22 protein-coding genes and 1 pseudogene are annotated in these 23302 nt (G+C 41.1%); 17 read left to right on the top strand and 6 right to left on the bottom strand.

Annotation, left to right across the window (positions count from 1 at the left end; genetic code table 11):
* The first annotated feature begins 150 nt into the window (after nucleotides 1-150).
* The 5 genes from AC4CU2_RS16455 (at nucleotide 151) to AC4CU2_RS16435 (ending at nucleotide 3000) form a co-directional block, all read left to right on the top strand.
* A complete protein-coding gene (locus AC4CU2_RS16455) occupies nucleotides 151-459 on the top strand; it encodes a BolA family protein (protein WP_005401913.1) in 309 nt (102 codons plus the stop codon).
* 14 nt (nucleotides 460-473) lie between these two features.
* Entirely contained in the window at nucleotides 474-866 is a 393-nt protein-coding gene (locus tag AC4CU2_RS16450; RefSeq protein WP_419272413.1) for a SirB2 family protein, read from the top strand.
* A gap of 85 nt (nucleotides 867-951) precedes the next feature.
* Nucleotides 952-1806, top strand: a complete 855-nt coding sequence (locus tag AC4CU2_RS16445; protein ID WP_004684373.1) for a ParA family protein — start codon at nucleotides 952-954, stop codon at nucleotides 1804-1806.
* Nucleotides 1803-2192, top strand: a complete 390-nt coding sequence (locus AC4CU2_RS16440; protein WP_148826946.1) for a hypothetical protein — start codon at nucleotides 1803-1805, stop codon at nucleotides 2190-2192. Before AC4CU2_RS16445 ends, AC4CU2_RS16440 begins: the two co-directional genes overlap by 4 nt.
* Before the next feature lie 214 nt (nucleotides 2193-2406).
* Nucleotides 2407-3000: a LysE family translocator gene (locus AC4CU2_RS16435; RefSeq protein WP_062031706.1), complete on the top strand. Its 594-nt coding sequence runs from the start codon at nucleotides 2407-2409 to the stop codon at nucleotides 2998-3000.
* Here AC4CU2_RS16435 and AC4CU2_RS16430 read toward each other — a convergent pair.
* Nucleotides 2997-3641, bottom strand: coding sequence for a DedA family protein (locus AC4CU2_RS16430; RefSeq protein WP_058952395.1), 645 nt, complete (start codon nucleotides 3639-3641; stop codon nucleotides 2997-2999). The two genes, AC4CU2_RS16435 and AC4CU2_RS16430, sit on opposite strands and share 4 nt — an antisense overlap.
* A gap of 194 nt (nucleotides 3642-3835) precedes the next feature.
* Here AC4CU2_RS16430 and AC4CU2_RS16425 point away from each other — a divergent pair.
* The 8 genes and pseudogenes from AC4CU2_RS16425 to AC4CU2_RS16390 all read left to right on the top strand — a co-directional run bounded on the left by AC4CU2_RS16425 (nucleotide 3836) and on the right by AC4CU2_RS16390 (nucleotide 10371).
* Nucleotides 3836-4249, top strand: a pseudogene (locus AC4CU2_RS16425) (DoxX family protein).
* Nucleotides 4250-4339: 90 nt separating this feature from the next.
* Nucleotides 4340-4687, top strand: a complete 348-nt coding sequence (locus tag AC4CU2_RS16420) for a NirD/YgiW/YdeI family stress tolerance protein (protein ID WP_490769251.1) — start codon at nucleotides 4340-4342, stop codon at nucleotides 4685-4687.
* 147 nt (nucleotides 4688-4834) lie between these two features.
* Complete coding sequence (gene guaA, locus AC4CU2_RS16415; protein ID WP_004684379.1) at nucleotides 4835-6403, top strand: glutamine-hydrolyzing GMP synthase; 1569 nt, start codon at nucleotides 4835-4837, stop codon at nucleotides 6401-6403.
* A gap of 195 nt (nucleotides 6404-6598) precedes the next feature.
* Entirely contained in the window at nucleotides 6599-7273 is a 675-nt protein-coding gene (locus AC4CU2_RS16410; RefSeq protein WP_058952393.1) for an HNH endonuclease, read from the top strand.
* Between the two features lie 260 nt (nucleotides 7274-7533).
* A complete protein-coding gene (locus AC4CU2_RS16405) occupies nucleotides 7534-8481 on the top strand; it encodes a pirin family protein (protein ID WP_490769124.1) in 948 nt (315 codons plus the stop codon).
* A 101-nt stretch (nucleotides 8482-8582) separates the two neighbouring features.
* The gene (locus AC4CU2_RS16400) at nucleotides 8583-8981 is read left to right on the top strand and encodes an OsmC family protein (RefSeq protein ID WP_490769123.1); all 399 of its coding nucleotides are present in this window, start codon (nucleotides 8583-8585) and stop codon (nucleotides 8979-8981) included.
* A 131-nt stretch (nucleotides 8982-9112) separates the two neighbouring features.
* Complete coding sequence (locus AC4CU2_RS16395) at nucleotides 9113-9754, top strand: glutathione S-transferase family protein (protein ID WP_490769122.1); 642 nt, start codon at nucleotides 9113-9115, stop codon at nucleotides 9752-9754.
* 14 nt (nucleotides 9755-9768) lie between these two features.
* Complete coding sequence (locus AC4CU2_RS16390) at nucleotides 9769-10371, top strand: alpha/beta fold hydrolase (protein ID WP_490769250.1); 603 nt, start codon at nucleotides 9769-9771, stop codon at nucleotides 10369-10371.
* Between the two features lie 29 nt (nucleotides 10372-10400).
* On the opposite strand, the gene AC4CU2_RS16385 is transcribed toward AC4CU2_RS16390, so the two are convergent.
* Both AC4CU2_RS16385 and argS read right to left on the bottom strand, forming a co-directional pair.
* Entirely contained in the window at nucleotides 10401-11003 is a 603-nt protein-coding gene (locus AC4CU2_RS16385; protein ID WP_281964195.1) for an SPOR domain-containing protein, read from the bottom strand.
* A 346-nt stretch (nucleotides 11004-11349) separates the two neighbouring features.
* Nucleotides 11350-13155 (bottom strand): arginine--tRNA ligase, encoded by a 1806-nt coding sequence (argS, locus tag AC4CU2_RS16380; RefSeq protein ID WP_490769121.1) that lies wholly within the window; start codon nucleotides 13153-13155, stop codon nucleotides 11350-11352.
* Between the two features lie 177 nt (nucleotides 13156-13332).
* Here argS and AC4CU2_RS16375 point away from each other — a divergent pair, with 177 nt between their 5' ends.
* Nucleotides 13333-13617, top strand: a complete 285-nt coding sequence (locus AC4CU2_RS16375) for a DUF2798 domain-containing protein (RefSeq protein WP_004684392.1) — start codon at nucleotides 13333-13335, stop codon at nucleotides 13615-13617.
* 8 nt (nucleotides 13618-13625) lie between these two features.
* On the opposite strand, the gene AC4CU2_RS16370 is transcribed toward AC4CU2_RS16375, so the two are convergent.
* Complete coding sequence (locus tag AC4CU2_RS16370; protein ID WP_490769120.1) at nucleotides 13626-14228, bottom strand: YfjT/YkfB family phage-associated protein; 603 nt, start codon at nucleotides 14226-14228, stop codon at nucleotides 13626-13628.
* 273 nt (nucleotides 14229-14501) lie between these two features.
* Here AC4CU2_RS16370 and AC4CU2_RS16365 point away from each other — a divergent pair, with 273 nt between their 5' ends.
* A complete protein-coding gene (locus AC4CU2_RS16365) occupies nucleotides 14502-16202 on the top strand; it encodes an NAD-dependent malic enzyme (RefSeq protein ID WP_010325632.1) in 1701 nt (566 codons plus the stop codon).
* 151 nt (nucleotides 16203-16353) lie between these two features.
* On the top strand, nucleotides 16354-19668 hold the full coding sequence (locus AC4CU2_RS16360; protein WP_490769119.1) for a type VI secretion system Vgr family protein: 3315 nt from the start codon (nucleotides 16354-16356) through the stop codon (nucleotides 19666-19668).
* A 160-nt stretch (nucleotides 19669-19828) separates the two neighbouring features.
* Here the strand turns inward: AC4CU2_RS16360 and AC4CU2_RS16355 are convergent, their stop codons facing one another.
* Together AC4CU2_RS16355 and AC4CU2_RS16350 are read right to left on the bottom strand one after the other, a co-directional pair.
* On the bottom strand, nucleotides 19829-20368 hold the full coding sequence (locus AC4CU2_RS16355; protein ID WP_126038012.1) for an IS630 family transposase: 540 nt from the start codon (nucleotides 20366-20368) through the stop codon (nucleotides 19829-19831).
* Nucleotides 20364-20840, bottom strand: a complete 477-nt coding sequence (locus AC4CU2_RS16350) for a helix-turn-helix domain-containing protein (RefSeq protein WP_005262470.1) — start codon at nucleotides 20838-20840, stop codon at nucleotides 20364-20366. Before AC4CU2_RS16350 ends, AC4CU2_RS16355 begins: the two co-directional genes overlap by 5 nt.
* A gap of 35 nt (nucleotides 20841-20875) precedes the next feature.
* Between AC4CU2_RS16350 and AC4CU2_RS16345 the strand changes: the two genes are divergently transcribed.
* On the top strand, nucleotides 20876-23302 hold the full coding sequence (locus AC4CU2_RS16345; protein ID WP_490769118.1) for a M23 family metallopeptidase: 2427 nt from the start codon (nucleotides 20876-20878) through the stop codon (nucleotides 23300-23302).

The following is a 23302-nucleotide window of genomic DNA, read 5'->3' as shown; positions in this document are numbered from 1 at the left end:
AATAAAGCCAGTTTTAGACGATGCCTTGAGGTTTTTTTAACTTTTACTCGCGAAAAGTTGTACCTCATGCTGTCTGAAAGGGTTTTACACATTCAACATCCTGAAGGAACAGGTATACTCTGAACGAATCATCATTTTTTGGAGACAGGTATGAGCTTGGAGCAGCAACTGATTGAACGCTTACAACAGCTTTCCCCATCGCATTTAGAAGTCGTGAATGAATCTTCTGGTCATGGCGGCTATTTTCCGGGTAAAGAATCACATTTTAAAGTGATCGTGGTGAGTGATATTTTTGCGGGATTACGTTTAGTTCAGCGCCATCAAAAAATTTATGCGGTAGCAGGAGACTTACTCAGTCCAGGTAAAATTCATGCTTTGGCTATTCATGCCTTTCTACCTGAAGAATGGCAAGGACAAGACACTTCTAGTCCAAATTGTGCACATGCCCCGAAAAGCTAAGCAGAGATTCAGTCATGGAAACACAATTATTGATTAAGATCGTGCATATGAGTGCGGTCAGCTTGGCATGTGTCGTGATTTTGGCGCGTGCCATGACGCTATTTAAAGGCATCCAAGGCAATCAGCCTAATCCAGCGGGTCGAACGGCATTTGTTGCTCTTCAGCATTTAAGTATGCTGGTGCTTGTACTGACTGGCATTGCCCTTTTGGTCATGAAAAACTTTGATGTGCAAACATGGTTTTATGCCAAAGTGGTTTTATTTTTAGTGATGTTGTCCTCTTTGTCGAAAGCGTATAAAAAAGAAGACAGCATTTTACTTACACAGCGCCGAGCGGGCTTATTCTTGGCGGTGGTTGCGATGATATCCATTTTAGGTTTAGTCATGATTAAACCAAACTTTGGCTAATTGTTAGACATAATCATCGGCACAGCGATTGTTCTGCGCTACACTGCTATCTATAGCGGAAAAATAACAAGAGGGAGGGGATTTCATGCATACACGTGTGGTATTTAATCAAAAAGGTGGTGTCGGTAAATCCAGTATTGCAGTGAATTTGGCAGCAATTAGTGCACATCAAGGCTTAAAAACCTTACTGATTGATCTCGATCCGCAAGCGAATTCGAGTCAGTATGTGCTGGGCGATGACGCAACGTACTCGGCAGACAAACCAGCTTTAGAACCCAATATTGAAAACTATTTTGAAGAAGTGCTTGGAACGACTCAAAATAAAAGTTTATTGGGCAGTGCCATTGGTTCGATCCTCAAAGGACGAGCTAAAGGCTTAGAAAGTTATGTGCACCAATCCCCTTTTAAAAATTTGGATGTGATTCCAGCCAGCCCAAGCCTCGGGGCATTGGCATATGCTTTAGAGTCAAAACATAAAATTTATAAACTGCGTGATGCGTTACAACAACTTGCTGGAAAATATGATCGTGTCTATATCGATACACCGCCAGCTTTTAACTTCTTTACTTTGTCGGCACTGATCGCAGCCAATAAAGTCCTGATTCCGTTTGATTGTGATGTCTTTTCTAAACGTGCATTGCAAACTTTGATCGAAAATGTACTCGAAACTCAAGACGATCATAATGATCATTTGGAAATTGAAGGCATTGTGGTGAATCAGTTCCAAGCGCAAGCCAAACTTCCGCGTGAAGTGGTGCAACAGCTGAAGGATGAAGGTCTTCCTGTATTAGAGAGTATGTTGCCTCCATCAGTGCTGATGAAAGAATCGCACCACAAAAATTTACCCTTAATTCATTTGGCACACGATCATAAATTGACGCAGGCCTATCAATCATTGTTCAATGAGATTGAGAATAATAAATTGCGAGATTCAGCATGAAAAAGATCACAATTGCTTTTTTAATGGGCTATACGCTGTTATTGAGCGCCTGTGCCACAACGGTTAAACCGACTTATGTCTCTCCTACACAGTATCAAGCTTTGAACTGCCAACAGTTACAAGCAGAATATAATCGGATTCAGCAACATTTAGATGAAGGTGTACCTACTGCGAAACGCACGGGTGTTGGCATAGGTCTAGGTCTGGGTGGTGGATGGAGTCATGGTGGCGGTTGGGGCTTTGGTCCAAGCGTTTCAGTGAATATGGGACAATCATCGAATACCAAAAAAACTGAAATTTCACGACTTTTGGGTCAGCAAGAGGCAATTGTACAAGCTGCAAAATTTAAAGGTTGTGCGATTACCGTGCAAAATAAGACGAATTAATGTCGCATTTATTCATCCTGCTGAAGGGTTTGATCTTTCAGCAGTCATTAAAATCTTAGCAAAATGTTTCGAAAATAATTTCCATAAAACAATGAATTATCGTTTTAACACGCACTTTTTTACCTCATGGGTTCTGTGTTTTTTCCGCTTTGACTTGAGGAAGCCACTCTTTTTCGGCTAAATTGCGCATCTTTAATGCTGTTGTTGGATGTCTATGATTGAGAGTTGGCTGTTTGTATTGGCAATGATTGCTGTCTTGATGATTCCGGGACCGACCAATGCTTTACTCGCAAGCTCTGCACATCAGCAAGGTCTGGCGAAGACCAGCTTACTTGTACCCGCAGAACTGTTTGGGTATTTCTATGCCATCAATTTATGGGCACTCCTGATTCATCTCAGTACACCGACTTGGCCTTATTTGATTGATCTTTTACATGCACTCAGTGCAGTTTATGTATTTTGGTTGGCTTTTCATTTGTGGAAAAGCTCGCACTTAGAAAAACATAATCAACGTTTTACCTCGATTCGACCTAAACAATTATTTTTTTCTACTTTGAAAAATCCGAAAGCGGTCTTATTTGCTGCAGGTATTTTTCCCTATGAAGCTTGGGATAATCCCACCAATTTCTTTTTGGTGTTTGCGGTGTTTAGTCTGGTGTTATTGCCAACGGCACTGTTCTGGATGTCTTTTGGCCGTGCCATTTTATCGGGTGAGTCCAAACAAATAAAAGCCGATCTCTTATATAAAGGATCGGCCATGTTGTTGTTGGTGTGTATGTTTCCCGTGATTCTACGTTTTTTTGCTTAAGCTTCAGTGGTTGATTTTTTCTTTAATTTGGCACGAATAAAACCAATGATTCCCGGCAAGATGCTAATAATAATAATGCCGAAAATCAGATGCGTGAAATTGTCTTTGACCACAGGCACATTACCAAAAATATAGCCTAAAGTAATGAATGAACCAATCCAGCAGAATGCGCCAATTAGGTTATAAGATAGGAAAAATTTGTAATCCATTTTTCCTGCACCTGCTACAAAAGGTGCAAAAGTCCGCGCAAAAGGAATAAAACGTGCAAAAATAATGGTTTTACCACCATGTTTTTCAAAGAATTTTTGTGTATTAATCAGATGTTGTTTATTGATGAAACGGGATTCGATTTCAAAAACGCGCGGTCCAATATAACGACCAATGTGATAATTCAGCGTATCGCCCAGTACGGCCGCGATAAAAAGTAAAACACCAAGAGTCCACGGATTCATTGCACCTGTGGATGCTGCTAAGGCACCTGCGGCAAACAATAAACTGTCGCCGGGTAGGAATGGCATGACCACCAAACCTGTTTCCACAAAGATGATGAGAAACAAAATTGCATAAATCCAAACCCCATAGTTGGTGATAAACTCAAGCAGATGGTCATCGACATGTAATATAAAATCAATCAGTTCCATGGGGCACAAATAAGCAAAAGAGTGCGGAAATCCTAGCAGTCTCGTTATCAGAAGTCAGTATTAAAACGTAAATAAATTTAGCTATTGGTGTTCTTATTTTGAAACGATGCGTGATGAAAATGGATATTTATTCTAAAAATAGAGAACATTAAGATAGCTACAACTTCAAATAAAACGTATTTAAAGGTGTAAAAATATTTAATCCAAATGTTGTGGCCAAAAATATTGTCAATCAACCCAATACCGATGTAGTTTTAGCTTTAATTCCCCGTGTACTGATGGCTTATATTTTCCTTGTTGCAGGCTAGGGAGAAATTTCAGCTTATAGCGTAACTTTAGGGTATATGGAGTCGATGAGGACTTGGGGCGCTATTACCTTTAACCATTTTAGTTGAGTTTGGTGGTGGCTTAGCGCTGTTATTTGGTTTTCAAGCCCGCTTTGCTGTGTTTGGCTTAGACCTATTTAGTGTTATTACGGCGTTTATTTTTCACGATGGCGCACAAGCCAGCATTAATTTTATGAAAAATTTTGCCATGCAGGTGGTCTATTTTTTCTAATGCTGCATGGTGCAGGAAAAATGAGTCTAGATCATTTGATTGAAAAATAATTCAAAATAAAAAAGTACGGTGTGGACGTTATTTTTTTTGATCAAGATCAATAAAACATGAGGAAAATAAGATGAAAAAATCTTTTTAAAATAGGGTTATGTATTACAAGTTTAAGTCTTGCCGCTGGCGCATGGGCCAAAGATGATCATATCATTTTACAAGAAGCAGCAAAGAATCATGTCTCTGTGTCAGCCATTGCAAAGCTCAAAGATGAAACGGCGGTCACTTTAAAAGGGACACTGCTGAAACATCTCAATGAAGACCACTACGAGTTCAGCGATGGTACAGGGGTTATTTTGTTGGATATTGATGACGATTTATGGAAAGCATCCAATATTAAAGCAGGCGATAAAGTGCAGGTTGTGGGCGAGGTGGATACACATCGTTATAAACCGACCGATATTGAAGTCGTTAAAATAGAAAAAGTTTTGAAATAAACATCAGGCATGCGAAAGCGTGCTTTTTGATATAAAAACCATTGGGTTTTAAGCGTTGTATAAAGCTTGTCCGAATTATGTGCGTTATGCGCGGAAAAATGCTAGAATACGGCGCTTATATTCGTTTGCCTTTCATAGTTGTTTGTCATGACTACCAATACTCAAATTACTGAAGATCGTATCCTTATTTTGGATTTCGGTTCTCAATATAGCCAGCTTATTGCACGCCGCGTACGTGAAGCTGGTGTATATTCTGAAATGTATGCCTATGACATGTCTGAAGAAGACATTCGTGCATTTAATCCAAACGGTATCATCTTGTCAGGTGGTCCTGAGAGCGTACACGAAGAAGGCAGCCCACGTGCGCCAGAAGTTGTGTTCAACTTAGGTGTACCAGTTTTGGGTATTTGCTATGGCTTACAAACCATGTCTGCACAGCTTGGCGGTAAAGTTGAGCCGGGTACAGTACATGAATTCGGTTATGCCGAAGTAAACATCCAAGTTCGTGACAAGTTGATTGGTGATCTTGAAGACACCAAAGACCAACTTAAAGTCTGGATGAGCCATGGTGACAAAGTGACAGCGATTCCTGAAGGTTTCCAAATCACTGCAAGCACACCAAGCTGTCCAGTGGCGATGGTTTCTGATGAAACTCGTCGTTTCTACGGTATTCAGTTCCACCCAGAAGTAACGCACACTGCAAAAGGTGCAGAGTTATTATCTAACTTTGTACACAGCATTTGTGGCTGCCGTAGCCTGTGGAACTCTGAAAACATCATCGACCTACGCGTTGAACAATTACGTCAACAAATTGGCGATCAAAAAGTTCTTTTAGGTCTGTCTGGTGGAGTTGATTCATCAGTGGTTGCTGCGCTTTTACACCGTGCGATTGGCGATCAATTGACTTGTGTATTCGTTGATAATGGTCTGCTTCGTTTGAACGAAGGCGAACAAGTGATGGACATGTTTGCGAAAAACATGGGTATCCGTGTGATTCGTGCCGATGCTGAAGAGCGTTTCTTGACTGCACTTGCGGGTGAAGTTGATCCTGAGAAAAAACGTAAAATCATTGGTCGTGAGTTCATCGAAGTTTTTGCTGAAGAAGCGCGTAAGCTTGATGGCGTAAACTTCCTTGCTCAAGGGACGATTTACCCAGACGTGATCGAATCTGCGGCAACTAAAAATGGTAAAGCGCATGTGATTAAATCACACCATAATGTGGGCGGTTTACCAGATGACTTGGCTTTTGAATTGGTTGAGCCAATCCGTGATTTATTTAAAGATGAAGTGCGTCGTTTAGGTACAACTTTAGGTTTACCGTTTGAAATGCTATATCGTCATCCATTCCCAGGTCCAGGTTTGGGCGTGCGTATTTTGGGTGAAGTGAAGAAAGAATATGCAGACATTTTACGTCTTGCAGATGATATCTTTATGCAAGAGCTTCGTGCAAGTGGTTGGTATGATAAAACTGCGCAAGCATTTGCTGTATTCCAACCGGTGAAATCTGTTGGTGTCGTCGGTGATGGTCGTCGTTATGCATGGGTGATTGCACTTCGTGCTGTTGAAACGGTTGACTTTATGACAGCGCGTTTCGCACATCTTCCTTATGATTTGGTTGATAAAATTTCGACACGCATCATGAACGAAATTAAAGATGTTTCTCGTGTCGTTTATGACGTGTCGTCTAAGCCACCAGCAACGATTGAATGGGAGTAAAACTGGGCTTTCATGAAGCAACGCTTCATGCCAGTTTTACGCCAAAGGCTACGTCTGCGGCAGAAAGGCTTTCAAGAAGCGAAGCTTCTTGCCTAAATTACGCCAAGAGCTATGCTCGCGGCAGTGAATGAGAAATTACTCTTTGAAAAGGACGCTTAGGCGTCCTTTTTTATATAACGAGGTAGGGAGAGAGGGATGAATTTTTATCATTGGTTAATACAGAATAAGAATCTTTCAAAGGCTACAGCTTTAAAATATGATTTAGTTATAAAAAATAGAATTAATGAGTGGTTACCTAGTTATGAGTTACCTCAAAACAGCATTGAGTTTGAAGCATTAAAGCAGACAATTTTTACTTTAGATATCTATCAAGATAGAAACCGAGTGGGGAATAATATGTATTCTTCTGCATTGAAGCATTATGGTGACTTTTTAAAAGAAATTGATGTTAATGATGAGTCAATATTTACGGAAAAACAAATATTTACAACAGATGCTGAGCGTTTAGTTAAAGTCAGACTGATTCAAAATAAGTTCAGGAAAAAGCTTTTTGATTTTTATCCCTATTGTGCAGTCACAGGCTTTAGTCATAGTAGATTGTTAATTGCATCCCATATTAAGCCTTGGGCAAAGTGTGATGGAAATGAAAAAGTAGATGTTTATAATGGATTCTTATTGTCTCCAAATTTTGACCGTCTATTTGATCAAGGATTTATTACTTTTCTTGACACGGGGATAGTTCAGATTTCGAAAAAGCTCAATAAGATTGATAAAGAGTTCTTTTCTATTCCAACACATTTAAAATTGCACTTGGATGTAAAACACCTGCCTTATCTACACTATCATCAGAATGAAATTTATATGGGGTAGGCATGAAAATTGAGAAATCTGTATATTTCATTTATCAAAAGGGCTTACACAATAATATTTTTCTTATTTTCAGGTGGTCGTAATCTTTAAAAAATAAAGATGTAACAACATTTTTACATCCACTCATTGTCTTGTAGTTAGGTTTTGAAAACACAAGATATTGTCCCAAGTTTAAGAATCAGCATTCTATTTTTGGGGATGTGCAGTAGGGAATCCACTTGTTATGATCTAGAACATATGGATCTGTAATGAGTAAGCACATGACGAATAATAACTATACTGAACTTTCACATTCGGATGACTGTGAAAAATACGTAAATCAATTCATTCAAGAGTTTCCACTGAGAAGTGCTGAAATCGGCCAAGGGACGGTCATCAAACGCGCGCTGCCAAGTCGCCATAAACGAATGATTGGTGCATGGTGTTTCTTAGATCACGCAGGCCCTGTAACCTTTCCTCAAGGCGACGGTTTAGATGTTGGCCCACATCCACATATCGGTTTGCAAACCTTTACATGGATGATTGAAGGCACCATGATGCATACCGATAGTTTGGGTAGCAAACAGCTGATTCGTCCAAAACAGGTCAATTTAATGACCGCAGGACACGGGATTTCCCATACGGAAGTCGCACCAGATACAGAAACCAAAATGCATGCAGCACAATTGTGGATTGCATTGCCTGATGCACAAATTGCTGTTGAACCACGTTTCGATCACTATCCAGAACTGCCAGTGGTGGAAAAAGATGGGGTGGCGTTTACCATTTTGGTTGGAGAGTTTTTAAATACCACCTCACCTGTGAGTGTTTATACCGAGCTGTTAGGAGTGGACTTAAGCGCAGCAGAAAGCACCAAAACCCGTTTAACACTCAATCCAAACTTTGAATATGGCTTTATGGCTTTAGAAGGAACGGCCACGGTCAATGGTCACGAACTGACGGAAGACAATATGGTGGTGCTCGAGCAGGGTGTAAGCGCGATTGAAATTGAAATTCATGCGGGTAGTCGCTTGTTACTGTTAGGTGGTGAGCCGTTTGAAAGTCCAATTCTACTGTGGTGGAATTTTGTTGGTCGTACTCAAGAAGAATTGAAAATTGCGCGTGATCAGTGGATTACACAAGATGAACGTTTTGGTTCCATTCCTGACTATGAAGGTCCGCGTTTGGAAGCTCCGGCATTTCCAGACCAAATGCGTGCTTCAAAATAAAAGGAATACTGCGCAAGTCGTTCAACAACAGAATAGGTGGAAAGTTTAAATACTTGAAATCTATTCAAAATAATATCAATGAAAAATAGGATAATAAAAAAATGGGAATCATTGCGAATGCGGAAGTCAAAACATGCGTCGAAGCATGGTCTGGTCAAGTAAGCAGTGGGCGACACAAATTTATTACTGATAAACCAGCGTCTTTTGGCGGTCAGGACAATGGTCCAGCACCTTATGATTTTATTTGTACAGGTTTGATTTCATGCACCATGATTACCCTAAGGATGTATGCACAGCACAAAGGTATTGAGTGGGGGGCTTTCAGTGTCGAAGCAGATTTTAATGCCAATAAAGAAGGCCGAGAATGGATCAGCCGTCGTTTGTCGTTTGAGCAAACATTGACAGAAGAAGCGCGCCAAAAAATCTTAGATATCTGTCAAAAAACACCAGTCACTAAAACTTTATTACGTTCCATCGAGATTGAAACCTCAATTGTTTAACTCGCTTGACGGTTTTTTATAGGCGGTAAAGGATTTTGTGCGACTGGATATTCATGTGTATCGACAGGTGCAAACTCCAAATTTTAGCGTAAAGTGAGTGCTAGATTTCAATTAAAACAAAAGGTAAAACAATGATCACCCTGCACCATTTGGAACATTCACGCTCTTTACGCATTTTATGGGCTTTGGAAGAGTTAGGGCTGGAGTATGAGATGAAGTTTTATAAACGCCTACCGACCTATGCTGCACCACCTGAGTTAAAAAACATTCATCCCTTAGGCAAAGCCCCTGTTTTGACCGATGGTGATTTGGTCATAGCAGAATCTGCGGTGATTTTAGAATACTTGCAAGCCACCTACGATACAGAACACAAGTTTAAACCGAAAAATCCAAAGGATTTAATGCAATACAACTACTGGATGCATTATGCCGAAGGCTCGTTGATGCCATATTTGGTTATGACCTTGGTGATGAGTCATGTACCGAAGCATGTTCCATTTCTAATTAAACCGCTTGCCAATAAAATTTGTGATGGGGTGAAAGGCAGCTTTATTAATCCACGCTTGAAAGAACACAGTGCATATTTGGAAGATTATTTGTCTCAACATGACTATTTTGCAGGTGATTTTTCCTTTGCTGATATTCAAATGAGCTTTCCTGTGGTGGCGATGCAAGAGCGGGTAAAAGCCCATAACCCTCAAATGGTGGCTTATGCACAGCGTATTCAGCAGCGTCCAGCATTTAAAAAAGCCAAAGAGCTCAGTGGGTTCTAATGGGTGGTGATGGTTTGAACTTGATTTTCTTACTCGGTGCGTCGGGCAATACCGTATTTTGGCAACCTGTAATACAGTGTCTTCCTCAGGACTATTCAACCATGGTCGTCGCTTATCCGAGCTTTGGTGGTTATCCTGATGATGTGGATGTACAGAGTTTTGAAGGCTTACAAGCCTATGTGTTGAATCAAATCCAACAGCCTTCTGTGGTTATTGCGCAATCCATGGGCGGCATTTTTGCAGTACAAGCTGCTCTAAAAAAACCTGAGCAGGTGCAGGCTTTGGTACTTGTGGCAACCTCAGGCGGGATTGATTTAAGTTCTTTTCAGGTGGCGGATTGGAGAGAGGATTATCAACAGAGCTTTACGGTTCCTGGTTGGTTTGTTCAGCATCAGTCTGATTTGACAGACAGTCTGGAGCGTATCCAGTGTCCAGTTTTGTTGATTTGGGGCGATGCAGATCCGATTAGTCCTGTTGCGGTGGGGCAGTTCTTACACCGTCAAATCCCACATGCAGAATTGCACATCGTGTCACGGGGTCAACATGATTTGGCTTATGTGCATGCGGAGCATGTTGCACAATTGATTCAAAATTTTCTCGTCAAACTCAGAGTATAAAAAAGGATGCCGAGGCATCCTTTTTTGTTTTAGCGTTTGACCACAATCGAATCAATCCCGCTATGTTGTAGGGTTTGCTGTGCAATCACTGCAGCTTCTTGCGAGTCGTATGGCCCTGAAATCACGCGATACCATGTTTGACCGCCTTCAACGGTTTTGACAACATCGGCAGAGAGACCATTTAAGATAATTTCTGCACGACGTGCATCGGCACTGTCAGGATCAGGGTAACTGCGCACTTGCAAAATAAAGCTTGGTGCTTGTGGTGCTGGTGCTGTTTCGGTTAAACCCGGTTCAGTAGGGGGGCTTTCTTCGGCAGCAGGTGCTTCCACAATCACGACGGTGCTTGGATTATCTTTGGTTTCAGGAATGGCTTGATCAGGAATTGGCGTCACTTGCTGCTGTGGCAGTAAGTCGTAGAAACGGTAGTCTTTATTGGTTTCTTCTTGATAATGTTCCGACGTGATTTGACCTTTCGGCTTCACTGGTGCCCAAGGTTTCCACAGTAACAGTGCTACAGCAAAACAGAGCACGATTAAAATGACCACAAGTGTACCGAGCCAAGCTGGAATCAGTGGCTTTTTGGGTTTGTTCGGTCTTTCAGATACACCGCGCTGCGTTTTTCCAAACACGTGGAAACCTCTTTTCTTCTAATCAATATGAGGGACTGGCCCATTCTTTTCTTTATTTTAGTACTTGGCCTCAAGGAATTAAAAGAGGCGTCATCGTAAAATAAAGAATCGCTTTGCAAAATTCAAGTTTCACAAAGCGAGCAATACATCAGGGTTGATATGGCTACTTCGGGATAGCCCTTCGTCTTGCGACGATGTGTAAAGCGTTGCTTTGCTATTTACATCGTTACCTCAAGCATAGCTTTCGGTCTTGCAGCCATGTGTGAAGCTTTACTTCACTTATTACATAGTTACTTCGGGCAAAGCCCTTAATCTTGCGACAATGTGCAAAGCGTTGCTTTGCTATTTACATCGTCTCAGGTGCAGACACACCTAGTAACTCTAAACCATTACGCAAAACTTGTTGTACGTTTATTGAAAGTAATAAACGGGCTTGCGAAAGGGCAATATTCTGTTCGTCGATAATTCTTGTATTATCCAAGTTATACCAACCATGGAATAACGCTGCGAGTTCTTTCAAATAGTTACCCACTTGGTGTGGTTCATAGCTATTTGCGGCACGAAGCACAATTTCTGGATAGGCTGCAAGTTTGGCAAGAATTTCAGTTTCAGCGTCAAGAGTTAATAAGGTCGCATCGTAATCAGCTGCTTTGCTACGATTAAAACTAATACCTTTTTCAGGTGCTTTCACATCGACCATACGATTGACACGTGCATGCGCATATTGGATGTAGTACACCGCATTGTCTTTGCTTTGTGAAACTGCAAGGTCTAAGTCAAAGTCAATGTGTTGTTCAGACTTACGCATCACGTAGTAGAAACGCGCAGCATCATTGCCCACTTCTTTACGCAGGTCACGTAAAGTCACGAACTGACCAGAACGAGATGACATTTGTACCATCTCACCACCACGCCATAGGCTGACGAACTGAACCAATAGAACGGTGAGTTTTTTCGAGTCATACCCCAAGGCATCAATCGCGGCTTTGACCCGTGAAATATAGCCATGGTGGTCTGAGCCCCAGATATCAATGATATCGGTATAGCCACGTTGTAATTTGTTCAGGTGATAAGCAATGTCAGAAGCAAAGTAAGTGGTTTGTCCATTACGACGCTTCACAACACGGTCTTTTTCATCGCCAAATTCAGTCGATTTGAACCAAATATTGCCGTCTTTTTCGTATAAGAAACCACGTTGTTCTAAAGTTTCTAAAGCTTCATCAATTTTGTCTGTCAATGAGGCTTCGCTGAACCATTGGTTAAAGGTTACGCCAAACTCGCCCAAGTCATCTTTGATGTCATCTAAGATCGCATTCAGCGCTGCTTGGTGAAATACGCGGTAAGCTTCACCGATTAAGCTTTGTGAATTATGAATCAAACCATCAATGTGCTTTTCTTTGTCGCCTGAAAGGACAACTTTATTGCCTTCAGCATCGAGTTCTTCTGCATATTGCACATCTTCAGGGACATCTTTATACACGTCTGCTACAGGGCGAACGTAAGCATCGCCATCAGCATCGATAATACTTTGCGCGATTTCTTTAACATAATCGCCTTGATAGGCATTTTTAGGGAAAACCAGTTCTTGGCCTGTTAATTCGAGGTAGCGTAAATAGGTAGATGTTGCAAGGATGTCCATTTGACGACCTGCATCATTCACATAATATTCACGGTCTACTGTTGCACCTGTTGCCTCAAGCAAGGTTGCAACGGTCATCCCATAGGCTGCGCCACGACCATGACCAACGTGCAAGCTAGACGTTGGGTTGGCAGAAACGAATTCTACTTGGATTTTCTTCGCAGCATTGGCTTGAGTGCGACCAAATTGTTTGCCTTGCGCTTGAATTTGATCAAGTACAGCAAAACGTTGGTCAGCATTTAAAAAGAAGTTAATAAAGCCAGGACCTGCGATTTCTGCTTTGCTGATGTCCGCCACTTCAGGCAGTGCAGCAAGAATTTTTTCGGCTAAATCACGTGGCTTCATACCCGCAGCTTTAGAGGCAATCATCGCGATATTGGACGCGAAATCCCCGTGGCTTCGGTCTTTGGTACGCGTCAAAGTACTGCTGTTGTTCCAGTCTGCTGGAAGGATACCTTCAGCTTGAAGGTTTTGTACTGCGTGCTCGAGAGCTGCTTGGATTGCCGTGTTCATATTCAGTCGAAAATTTAATGTCGCAGAAAAACGCTAAATATAGCAAATTTCCGCGTCTTTAGGTGAATCCATTTTCATAGAATAAAAAATGTTCAAAAACTGCTAACGATTGCGCTGCAATAAACATGAAAAGCGCAGTATGATGAAAACTAAAACGCATATTTTTAAGGATAAAACGTGTCTGAACAGCGGCCGATGATTATTGGCAATATTCCCAAGTTACCAGCAAAATATGCCATGTTTATTTTGCCGTTTTTTATCTCATTTTTTATGAGTGGCATTATCTCGATGATCAATCTTTGGCGCAATTTGGGTTGGGTGGACAATTTCCTACAGGTTTGGCTGTCCGCATGGATGATGTCTTGGGTGGTGGCCTATCCTGTAGTGCTCATTGTACTGCCGATTGTGCGCCGTTTGACCGGTGTATTTGTCGATATGTCACATTTGAACCCACCCAAATAACCTCCATTTTAGCTATTTTCACGGCATGAGACAGGTTTGCTTAGGAGTTCCGCATTTTGGTTTTGAAAACGATACAGTTTGCTTGCATGAAAGAGCTTAATCACTTGGGCACTGGCAAGCTGTTGTTGAAAACGACTTAGGGTTTGGCGTTGAAATGGATCAAAGGGATTGCCATAGTTTTTGTTGTCGAGTAAAAACTGAATCTGTCCTGCTTCTTTATCATAGCCGTATAAGATACGTTTGCCTTGTGCATCTTGAAGCTCAAACGTAGGGGGATGACTGCTGATTTTACAATTCAGACGTAGCGAGAGCACAAAGCCTTCGGTCGATTTGTTTTGTAGCTGATAAATCCCTTGTTTTTCATTCTCCAAATAGACCCATTGGTTCAAGGGTAAATTTGCACTGAGTTGCTCATATTGCTCGATGGTGGCTTTACTGATATCGACAATGCCTTTGGGATCGATTTCAGGCAGTTTTTCGTTATGACCAAATAGTCCTGTAATTTTATCACTCACTGTCGTTTGCGCCGTAGAAATGGATTGGCATGCTGTCATTTGTGTGAGGCAAAGACACGTAAGACTCAACAACAACATCAGTTTTTTGATGATCATTTTTAATATAAAGAAGAAATAAAAGCGCTAGCTTAGCTTGAGCTTTATTCAAGTTCAAATTTTATCCATGCGCTATTTGACCGAAAAGACTGCCGTAAACGTCATTTTTACGTTGAGTCATTTTGATTTTTATTTTCAGACTAAATCGCTTTGATAATTACATCACGTTTATAAATATCAAAAGACGAGCAAATGGCGCTAAGCTAGTAGCCGAATTAGATGCATAGATTCTCCCCATAGGTTCATCTAAATCTATGTATAACGAGATAGGTAATGACGACAGAATATTTAAAGACAAAACAACCCTTATACATCCCTTATGCGGGCAATACCTTACTTGAGTTGCCGCTGTTAAATAAAGGATCGGCGTTTACGGAAGAAGAGCGCACTCGCTTCAACTTGCATGGTTTAATTCCACATGTTGAAGAAAGCATTGAAGAACAAAGTCAGCGTTCTTATCAACAGTACTGTGCTTTTAATGATGCGATCAATAAGCACATTTACTTGCGTAACATTCAAGACACCAACGAAACCTTGTTCTATCACCTCATTGAAAACCATTTAAGTGAGATGATGCCGATCATCTATACTCCAACGGTGGGTGAGGCTTGTCAGCGTTTCTCGGATATTTATCGTCGCCATCGTGGTACATTTATTTCCTATCCAGACCGTGCGCATATTGATGACATCTTGCATAACATCAACAAGAAAAATGTCAAAGTTATTGTGATTACCGACGGCGAGCGTATTTTAGGCTTGGGTGACCAAGGCATTGGTGGTATGGGTATTCCGATTGGAAAATTGTCGCTCTATACCGCGTGTGGTGGTATTAGCCCAGCTTATACTTTACCAATTACCCTCGATGTCGGGACCAATAATCAGCAGTTACTGAATGACCCAATTTATATGGGTTGGAATCAACCGCGTATCAGTGGTGATGAGTACTATGCTTTTGTTGATGAAGTGATTGCTGCGATCAAGCGTCGTTGGCCGAAAGCCTTAATTCAATTTGAAGATTTTGCGCAAAATAATGCAATGCCGTTATTGAATAAGTACCGTGATGAAATCTGTTGTTTTAATGATGATATTCAAGGTACTGCAGCCGTTTCTGTGGGTAGTTTGATTGCTGCATCACGTGCGGCAGGTAAACAGCTCAAAGATCAAACCGTTGCCTTCTTAGGTGCGGGTTCAGCAGGCTGTGGGATTGCTGAGCAAATTGTTGCGCAGATGAAAGTTGAAGGTTTAACTGATGCCGAAGCGCGTGCACGCGTGTATATGGTCGATCGTTTTGGTTTAATCACTGAAAATCAGCCGAATCTACTCGATTTCCAACGTAAATTGGCGCAAAAGCCAGACGTAATAGCGGAATGGGGCAATGCTGAAGAGGTGATTTCACTGCTCGATGTCGTGAAGAATGCCAAACCTACCGTATTGATTGGCGTATCGGGTCAGCCGGGCTTATTCACTGAAGAAGTGATTCGTACTTTGGCTTCGAACTGTGATCGTCCGATTGTATTGCCACTCTCTAATCCCACTTCGCGTGTCGAAGCCGTGCCAGCAGATATTATTCACTGGACGGACGGCAAGGCTTTGATAGCGACAGGCAGTCCTTTTGCTCCTGTCAACTATCAAGGCAAAATTTATAATATTTCGCAGTGCAACAACTCGTATATCTTCCCAGGCATTGGGCTGGGCGTGATTGCGGCCAATGCAACCCGTGTGACTGACTCCATGTTAATTGCATCGAGTAATGCTTTGGCAGATTGTTCCCCGATGTTGACCAACCCTACAGCAGATTTATTGCCTGAGATTGATGAAATTCAGAAAGTCTCTAAGCTGATAGCCTTTAAAGTGGCCAAAGCAGCAATGGATGCAGGTGTAGCCCCGATTATTAGTGATGAGCAATTGCAACACGCGATTGAGAAAAACTTCTGGAAGCCAGAGTATCGTCACTATAAACGTGTTGCCTTCTAAAGCTGAAAATGAGATTGAACAAAAAGGAGCGTAATGCTCCTTTTTGTTTTTTGAGAGCTGCGTCTTCATTAACATTATTTTACTAGATTAAAAAAAAGACATTTTGTACACTCCGCGCACAAGTATAAAAACCAATAACTTAACAATGATCATGTTCAATTCTATTTATAAAATGCTGGAATCCTTTGGATTCGGCTCACAAAAACGTGCTTTGCATATTCATTTTTCCAATTCGGCTTTGAACACACAGGTGTTTATTCAGCGCATTGAGGGTGAACATCGCATTAATCAGGGCCTAAAAGCTGAAATCCTATGTTTATCGACCAATGCTTATCTGCCTTTAAAACAGTTTATTGGTGGGCGTGTCGCGGTTGATCAGGTCACGGATGTGGGGCAGCTTTCTCGTCTGACGGGGGTGATTACCAGTGCCAGTCAGGGGCAAAGTGATGGTGCGCTAACTGTTTATAAACTTACCGTTGAAGATGCAACAGCACTGTGGCATAAGCGCAGAAACAGTCGCGTGTTTATGAGTAAAAGTGTTCGTGAAATTACTGAAACTCTGTTTAGCGAGTGGCAAAGTCACAGTACATTATTTGCAGCCAGCTTAAGCCTGAACTTAGAGGGTTTGAGTCGTGATTATGATGTACGCCCCTTTGTCATGCAGTCTAATGAAACCGACGCTGAGTTTCTCACTCGACTATGGCGGAGTGAAGGTATTAATTGGTTGATCGATGAACAAGCTCCGATGGTGCTCAGTTCATCTGAACCGATTCAGGCACAGCAACTTCGTTTGATGGATGATAATCAAGCTTTTACAGCGCTGGACCGCCGAAAGATTCGTTTCCACCGCAGCCATGCCACCGAGCCCTTTGATAGCATCACCAGTTTTATTGCTGAACGTCACTTACAGTCCACCACGGTACAGACGCAACGTTGGCAAGCGCAACATTTAACTCAAGATCAGAGTCAGGCTGTATTGAGTGCACATCAGCACAGTGATCAACAAGACAATGAAAGTTTGGGTCTGGAACAAGTCTGGTGTGTCAGTCCGGCATGGACGGGTGATCTACAGGGTGAGGATCAGGCCACACCTGCTAATAGCAGTCAACTAGATCGTCTCAACCAACAACTGAACCAATATCACGAGCTTCAGGCCAAATATTTCACAGCAAAAAGTAGCGTTCGAGATGCACAAGTGGGTTATTGGTTTGAAATGGTGGATCATCCTGAAATAGACCAGCATGTGTCCATAGAGCGTGAATTTCTCATTTTAGGCAAAGTCTTTTATAACCAAAATAATTTACCCAAAGAGTTGCTACAGCAAATCAATTTATTACTAAAAGGAAGTCGCTGGCAAGCTCTGAGTGAGGAACGACAAGCCAATGAACTCTTTGTCGTACGCCGTGAGGTCAAAATTGTTCCTGAATATCAAGCGTGGATACACCGTCCAATAGCCTATCCTTTACGGGCCAAAGTCGTCGGGCCTGAAGGGGAAGAAATTTATGTGGATGCATGGGGGCGGATTAAAGTTCGCTTCATGTTTACGCGTAGTGATGACCATGCTCATGATGGTGGTGCGGGTGCAAATGACAATGACACGGACTCGGCTTGGGTCGATGTGTTGACCCCATGGGCGGGTGAAGGATATGGCGCACGTTTTCATCCGCGTGTCGGAGAAATTGTGGTCATCGACTTCTTTGAGGGGGATGTCGATCGACCTTTTGTAGTAGGACGTATTCATGAAGCGGATCGCCATCAAACCATGTTTGATGTGAAAGGGACATTACCTGCGACAAAAAAACTCAGTGGGATTCGTTCACAAGAGGTCGCAGGGCAAGGCTTTAATCAACTGCGTTTTGATGATACGACTGGACAAATTAGTGTGCAGCTCCACAGCAGTCATGGAGCGAGTCAACTCAATCTCGGTAACCTGAGTCATCCAAAAGAAACTGAAAATAGTGACGGGCGTGGTGAGGGGTTTGAGTTAAGAACGGATCAATGGGGGGCCATGCGTGCAGGCAAAGGCCTCTTGATTAGTACCTATGCACAGGATCAGGCGGTTGCGGATCATTTGGCTGCATCCGAAGCCCAGTCCATCTTGCAGCAAGGTCATGACAGTATGTACATGCTGAGTACTTTGGCTGTTAAACAACAGACTGATGCACTGAATGTGATCAATCGTCTGCCTAAATTGATTCAGTCTGTAGAGTTAAAAGGGGCCAATCAAGCACTCCAAGCAACTGTTGGTTTATTTAAAACAGCAGTTAGTCAGGATCCGATTTCGGCATTAAAAACGTGCGGTGGCTTTATTGAGGATATTCAAAAATTTGGTCAAGACACAGACAATTTGATCAATGAATTTAAAGATTATTTTCGGGATGCAGAGGCTTCAATAGGCAATTTAAAAGCCTTTATCGATAACCTCGAAGAACATGGTACAGATGCTTTGAAAAGTCAGTTGCAAGGCGTTAAAGAAAAATTGAACGCAGATCCATTCGCCGCTTTAAAAGATGTTGGTAAAGTGATTGCGAATGTTGATATGAGAGACTTTGACCTGACCAGTGCTTGCGGAAGCTTTAATAAAGGCAGCAAATTGGATGTTAATCCCATGCAGGCATTGGGCTCCATGCAAGGTTTTATGGAGACATATGCTCAAGAGGCAGAGCAAACGCAGGATACTCAGAATCAAGCTCAAGCGAAGATCTTTCGTCAGGCTTTAATGCTGCTGGCTTCCCCCAATGGTATTGCTTTAACGACGCCTGAAGATATTGTTTTACAAGCTTCTCAAGACATTGCTGAAAGCGCACAGGGGTCCATTAACTTAAGTGCCCAGAAGAATATTATTGCGCATGCGCAGGATAAAGTGAGCTTATTTGCTGCACAAAAAGGGCTAAAAGCATTTGCAGCAAAAGGAAAAGTCGAATTACAGGCACAAGATGATGCGATAGAGGCGATTGCGCGTAAGGTGATTAAGCTAATTTCAACAGAAGATAAAATAGAAATAACCAGTCCGAAAGAAATTGTACTGACTGCTGGTGGTTCACAGCTCAAAATTAATGGGGATGGGATTTTTACGACAACAGGTGGAAAGTTTGAAAGTAAGGCGGGTCAGCATAGTTTTGTGGGTGGTGCAAAAGTATCTTATGAGGTTCCTGAATTACCAAGCAGTGGTCCATTTACTAAATTATTCCATTTTGTGTCACTAGAAGGTGAGAAAATGGAAAATGCAATGATACAAATTTATGAAAAAATAAATGAGAACTATGTTTTTAAATTAGATTCGAAAATTGATAAATCTATTTTTAGACTAGAAAATGATGAAAAAAATATTGAGTATAAAGCATTGGTTGGGTTCGATGATTGGGTTTCATGGTTTGATGATGAAGAAGAGGAATTACAAGAAGAAATAGATTTAGGTGAGCATCACAATCCATATGATAAAGAGTCTGGAAATCAGTATGAGTAATGTACATATCGTAAAAAAAGGGGATACGCTTTGGGGTATCTCAAACAAATATAATATTAGTCTTAATGAGTTAGTTGAAATAAATGGTTTATATGGTAAAAAGAAAAATTTATTAAAGATTGGGCAAAAGATATATTTGAAAAAAAATAATAAGTATCAACTAAAAAGTAAACATGTATTCATTACCAAAACCCTTTGAAATCTGCCCAACCCAACGCTCTATTTGATCTGCCTTCATTACCTTAAAATCCCGCCAGTTATACTTCATCTGCTTCCAAACCATCTCAATTCTATTCAGCTCAGGACTATACGCAGGTAGAAAATACAAAGTCGTTGAATATTCTTGTACAAGAAGCTTGCGCCAATCTACCATCTGTTTGCTGCGATGAATCGAGGCATTGTCAACAATCAACACCAAAGGAACTTGATAGCTGCGTTTCACCTGTGCTGCTACACCCATCAAATAGGCATAAAACCAGCGACTGTTAACGGACTCCTGTAGGCAACTGGTGATCAGATGACCCGTTGACAGGAGACAACCCATCACATTAACTCGCTTTAGTCTTACAGCATCAACCGCATGAACATCGCCTATCTTTGTCCATGCATAACGGTTATCTGGCGTAGCCGAAAATCCTGTTTCGTCGACATAGCCCAATACAATTTCACCACGTGCCGCTTGCTCACGTAATGCTTCAATTTGCTGTTGCGCTTGTCCAAATGCGGTCGGGTCTCTTTTTTTTCAAGCTGTGGCGGGTGCGTTTGAAGACCATGCCTGAATCTCGCAAAAACTTGCGAATAGTTTCAACAGACACGGACACACCGTGTTTTTCATGCAGTTTGACTCGGATTTGTTCTGCATTGAGTGGGCTTGTGTTGACCCACTCTAAGATTTGAGCCTGATAGTTTGATGTCAGTGTATTGGGACGGCCTGAGCGATGACCTTCTTGAATCGATTCAAACTGATGTAGCTCCCAATGTCGGCGTTGTAGCCTTATGGTTTCTGGGATACGCTCTTGTAACGCAGCAACTTCGGCAACAGTTTTACCTTCGGAAAGCCAGAGAATAGTTTGGGCACGTTGTCTTTCACGCCAATGTGCTGCATGCTTGGTCAGGAGAATTAGTTGTGCACGCTGTTCTAAGCTGAGTGGGACGGTAACAATCCGTGGCATGTGCAAACATCGTTTAACCAAAAATGTCTTTTCGCATGTTTAGTTATTTTTGTCAACTTAGTAGAAAAATTGATACATTTTTAACAATAAAAGTTTATGATCTAAAGTGGGAATCAATTCCTCAAGCTAAGCTATTACTAGAGTATGATGGTCAGTGTCATTTAATGACTAGCGATGATAATGGGTTAATTAAAGATATTCAAATTGAAGATGCTTTGAAAGGTATAAAAATAAGTTTATATACATTAAAAAATATATTTGAACTTATAGCTCATCATAAAACATTGCCGATGGGGAAAAAAATATTAAAACTAAGTTCTCGTGCAATGATATTAAAAGGTAATACTTATCAAGTTGAGGGTGTAGCTAGAACAAATACACAAGCAATTGAAAAAGAATTGAAAGTTAATGGTAAGAAAGCGCAGAATACATCTGGGACATCTGGGACATCTGGGACATCTGGGACATCTGGGACATCTGGGACATCTGGGACATCTGGGACATCTGGGACATCTGGGACATCTGGGACATCTGGGACATCTGGGACATCTGGGACATCTGGGACATCTGGGACATCTGGGACATCTGGGACATCTGGGACATCTGGGACATCTGGGACATCTGGGACATCTGGGACATCTGGGACATCTGGGACATCTGGGACATCTGAAACAAGAGTGGAAGGTGGATTACCTGCTGTCACAGTAGCTGCAGTATATTCTGAAGAAAATTTATATTTACATCCAGATAATGAAAAATATCGAAGAATAATTATTAACGCAGCAAAAAAATATAATTTAGCGCCACAAGCCTTAGCTGCAAAAATTAACGCAGAAGCTGGTACAAAAAGAGGAAGTCAAGAATGGAATGCTCAAGCACGTGCTTCAACATCATCTGCAGTAGGATTAACTCAGTTTTTAAGTGGCACTTGGTATGAGATATGTACGCGTTCTACTTATAGTGACACATTACTTCAAAAACATGTTATTAAGAAAAAATTAATCTCTAATTTTCAAGAGAATATGGCTCTTAAGTTAATTTCGGTAAAAGATAAAGAAAAATTAAAAGCTCTTGGAACGGACCCTACTTTTTCGGTGGATTCAGCAGCGGCATATGCTAGGGCAAATATTGATATAGTTACAAACATATATAGAAAGGTCGATAGTTTAGAACCTAGTGATCTCGCAAAAGTTGGATATGTAGCTCATCATGATGGTCCAACAGGGTTTGGCAAAATAATTGAAGCAACAAACGACTCTTCATGGTCAAAACTACAAGGGCAAGTGTGTTCCAAAGATAGTCCTAATTGCAGTACATTACAAAATTATAAGGAAAGATTTAGTAATGGGAGGGATGCATATCGATGGTGGTTATGTACTGAATATACAGATGCAAAAATTAATGTAAATCGATTTACCCTTAGCCCTGCTGATGGGAAAAAATTTAAGAATGCTCGAACAATGGAGGAAATTATTGTTTTTCTAGGTGGTAAAGCTTTAGTTCGGCCAAGTAAAGAATTCGAGAAAAAGAAAGGAGCTAATGATACCCAAGCAACAGAAAATATTAGTATTATTATTACATCCATTGTAAATAATAAGGTTGAACCCAGTATTCAGTATTTCGTAAAATCTAAATATGGGTTAAAACCACATTTGACAAATGAAAATGGTCATGAAGTTATTAAAATTAAAAAAGGAGATAAGCTTGAAATCATTTTCGATAATCAAGTTTTAACTTCAATCACTTCGATAAAAGATAAAGAAGAATTTAGGATTAATTTTCCAATTACTCAAGAAAAAAATATACAGAAGAAAACACAAGAAGTGAGTACAAACAACGAACAGAAGCTCAATTTTGATGGTTGGAGAAATCCACTTAATGGTACTTGTCAAGTGAGGCGGTTTGGTTATAAATCATTACCCTTAAAGGCAAATGCTGCAACTTATAATCAAAGTAATTTACAGCAGGCAACTAAGGTTGCATCAGGGTTTAATCGAACAACTTATAGATCTAGTGGAATGCATCAAGGTCTTGATCTTGAGGCTGATAATGGTGCCAATGTTTATCCAGTTTGTGTTGGTACCATTGCAAAAGTAATTCCATCATATCCAGGTTATGGAAAAACGATTATTTTAGAATGTGACGTAAATGATTTGCCAGTTTCAAAAAAAGCTTTAGCAAAAAACATAGACACAATTTACTTTGTTTATGCACATTTAAATTCTATAAATGTAACAGAGGGAGCTATTATAACCACTCTAGATACTATTCTTGGGAAAACAGGTAATACTGGTAATGCCGGAAGTATGACAAGAATTGAGGATGGTGCACATTTGCATTTTGAGGTCAGAACAGAGATAACGAAATCAATGGGGAAATCTGGAATGACGTATAGACAAGACCCATTTCCTTGGTTAGATAATTGTAAGACCACTGAAAATGGTGTTAAATTAAATAGGTAA

This window comes from Acinetobacter sp. 797_lipA, from assembly GCF_058243025.1.
This window is presented reverse-complemented; position numbering and strand designations above follow the sequence as displayed.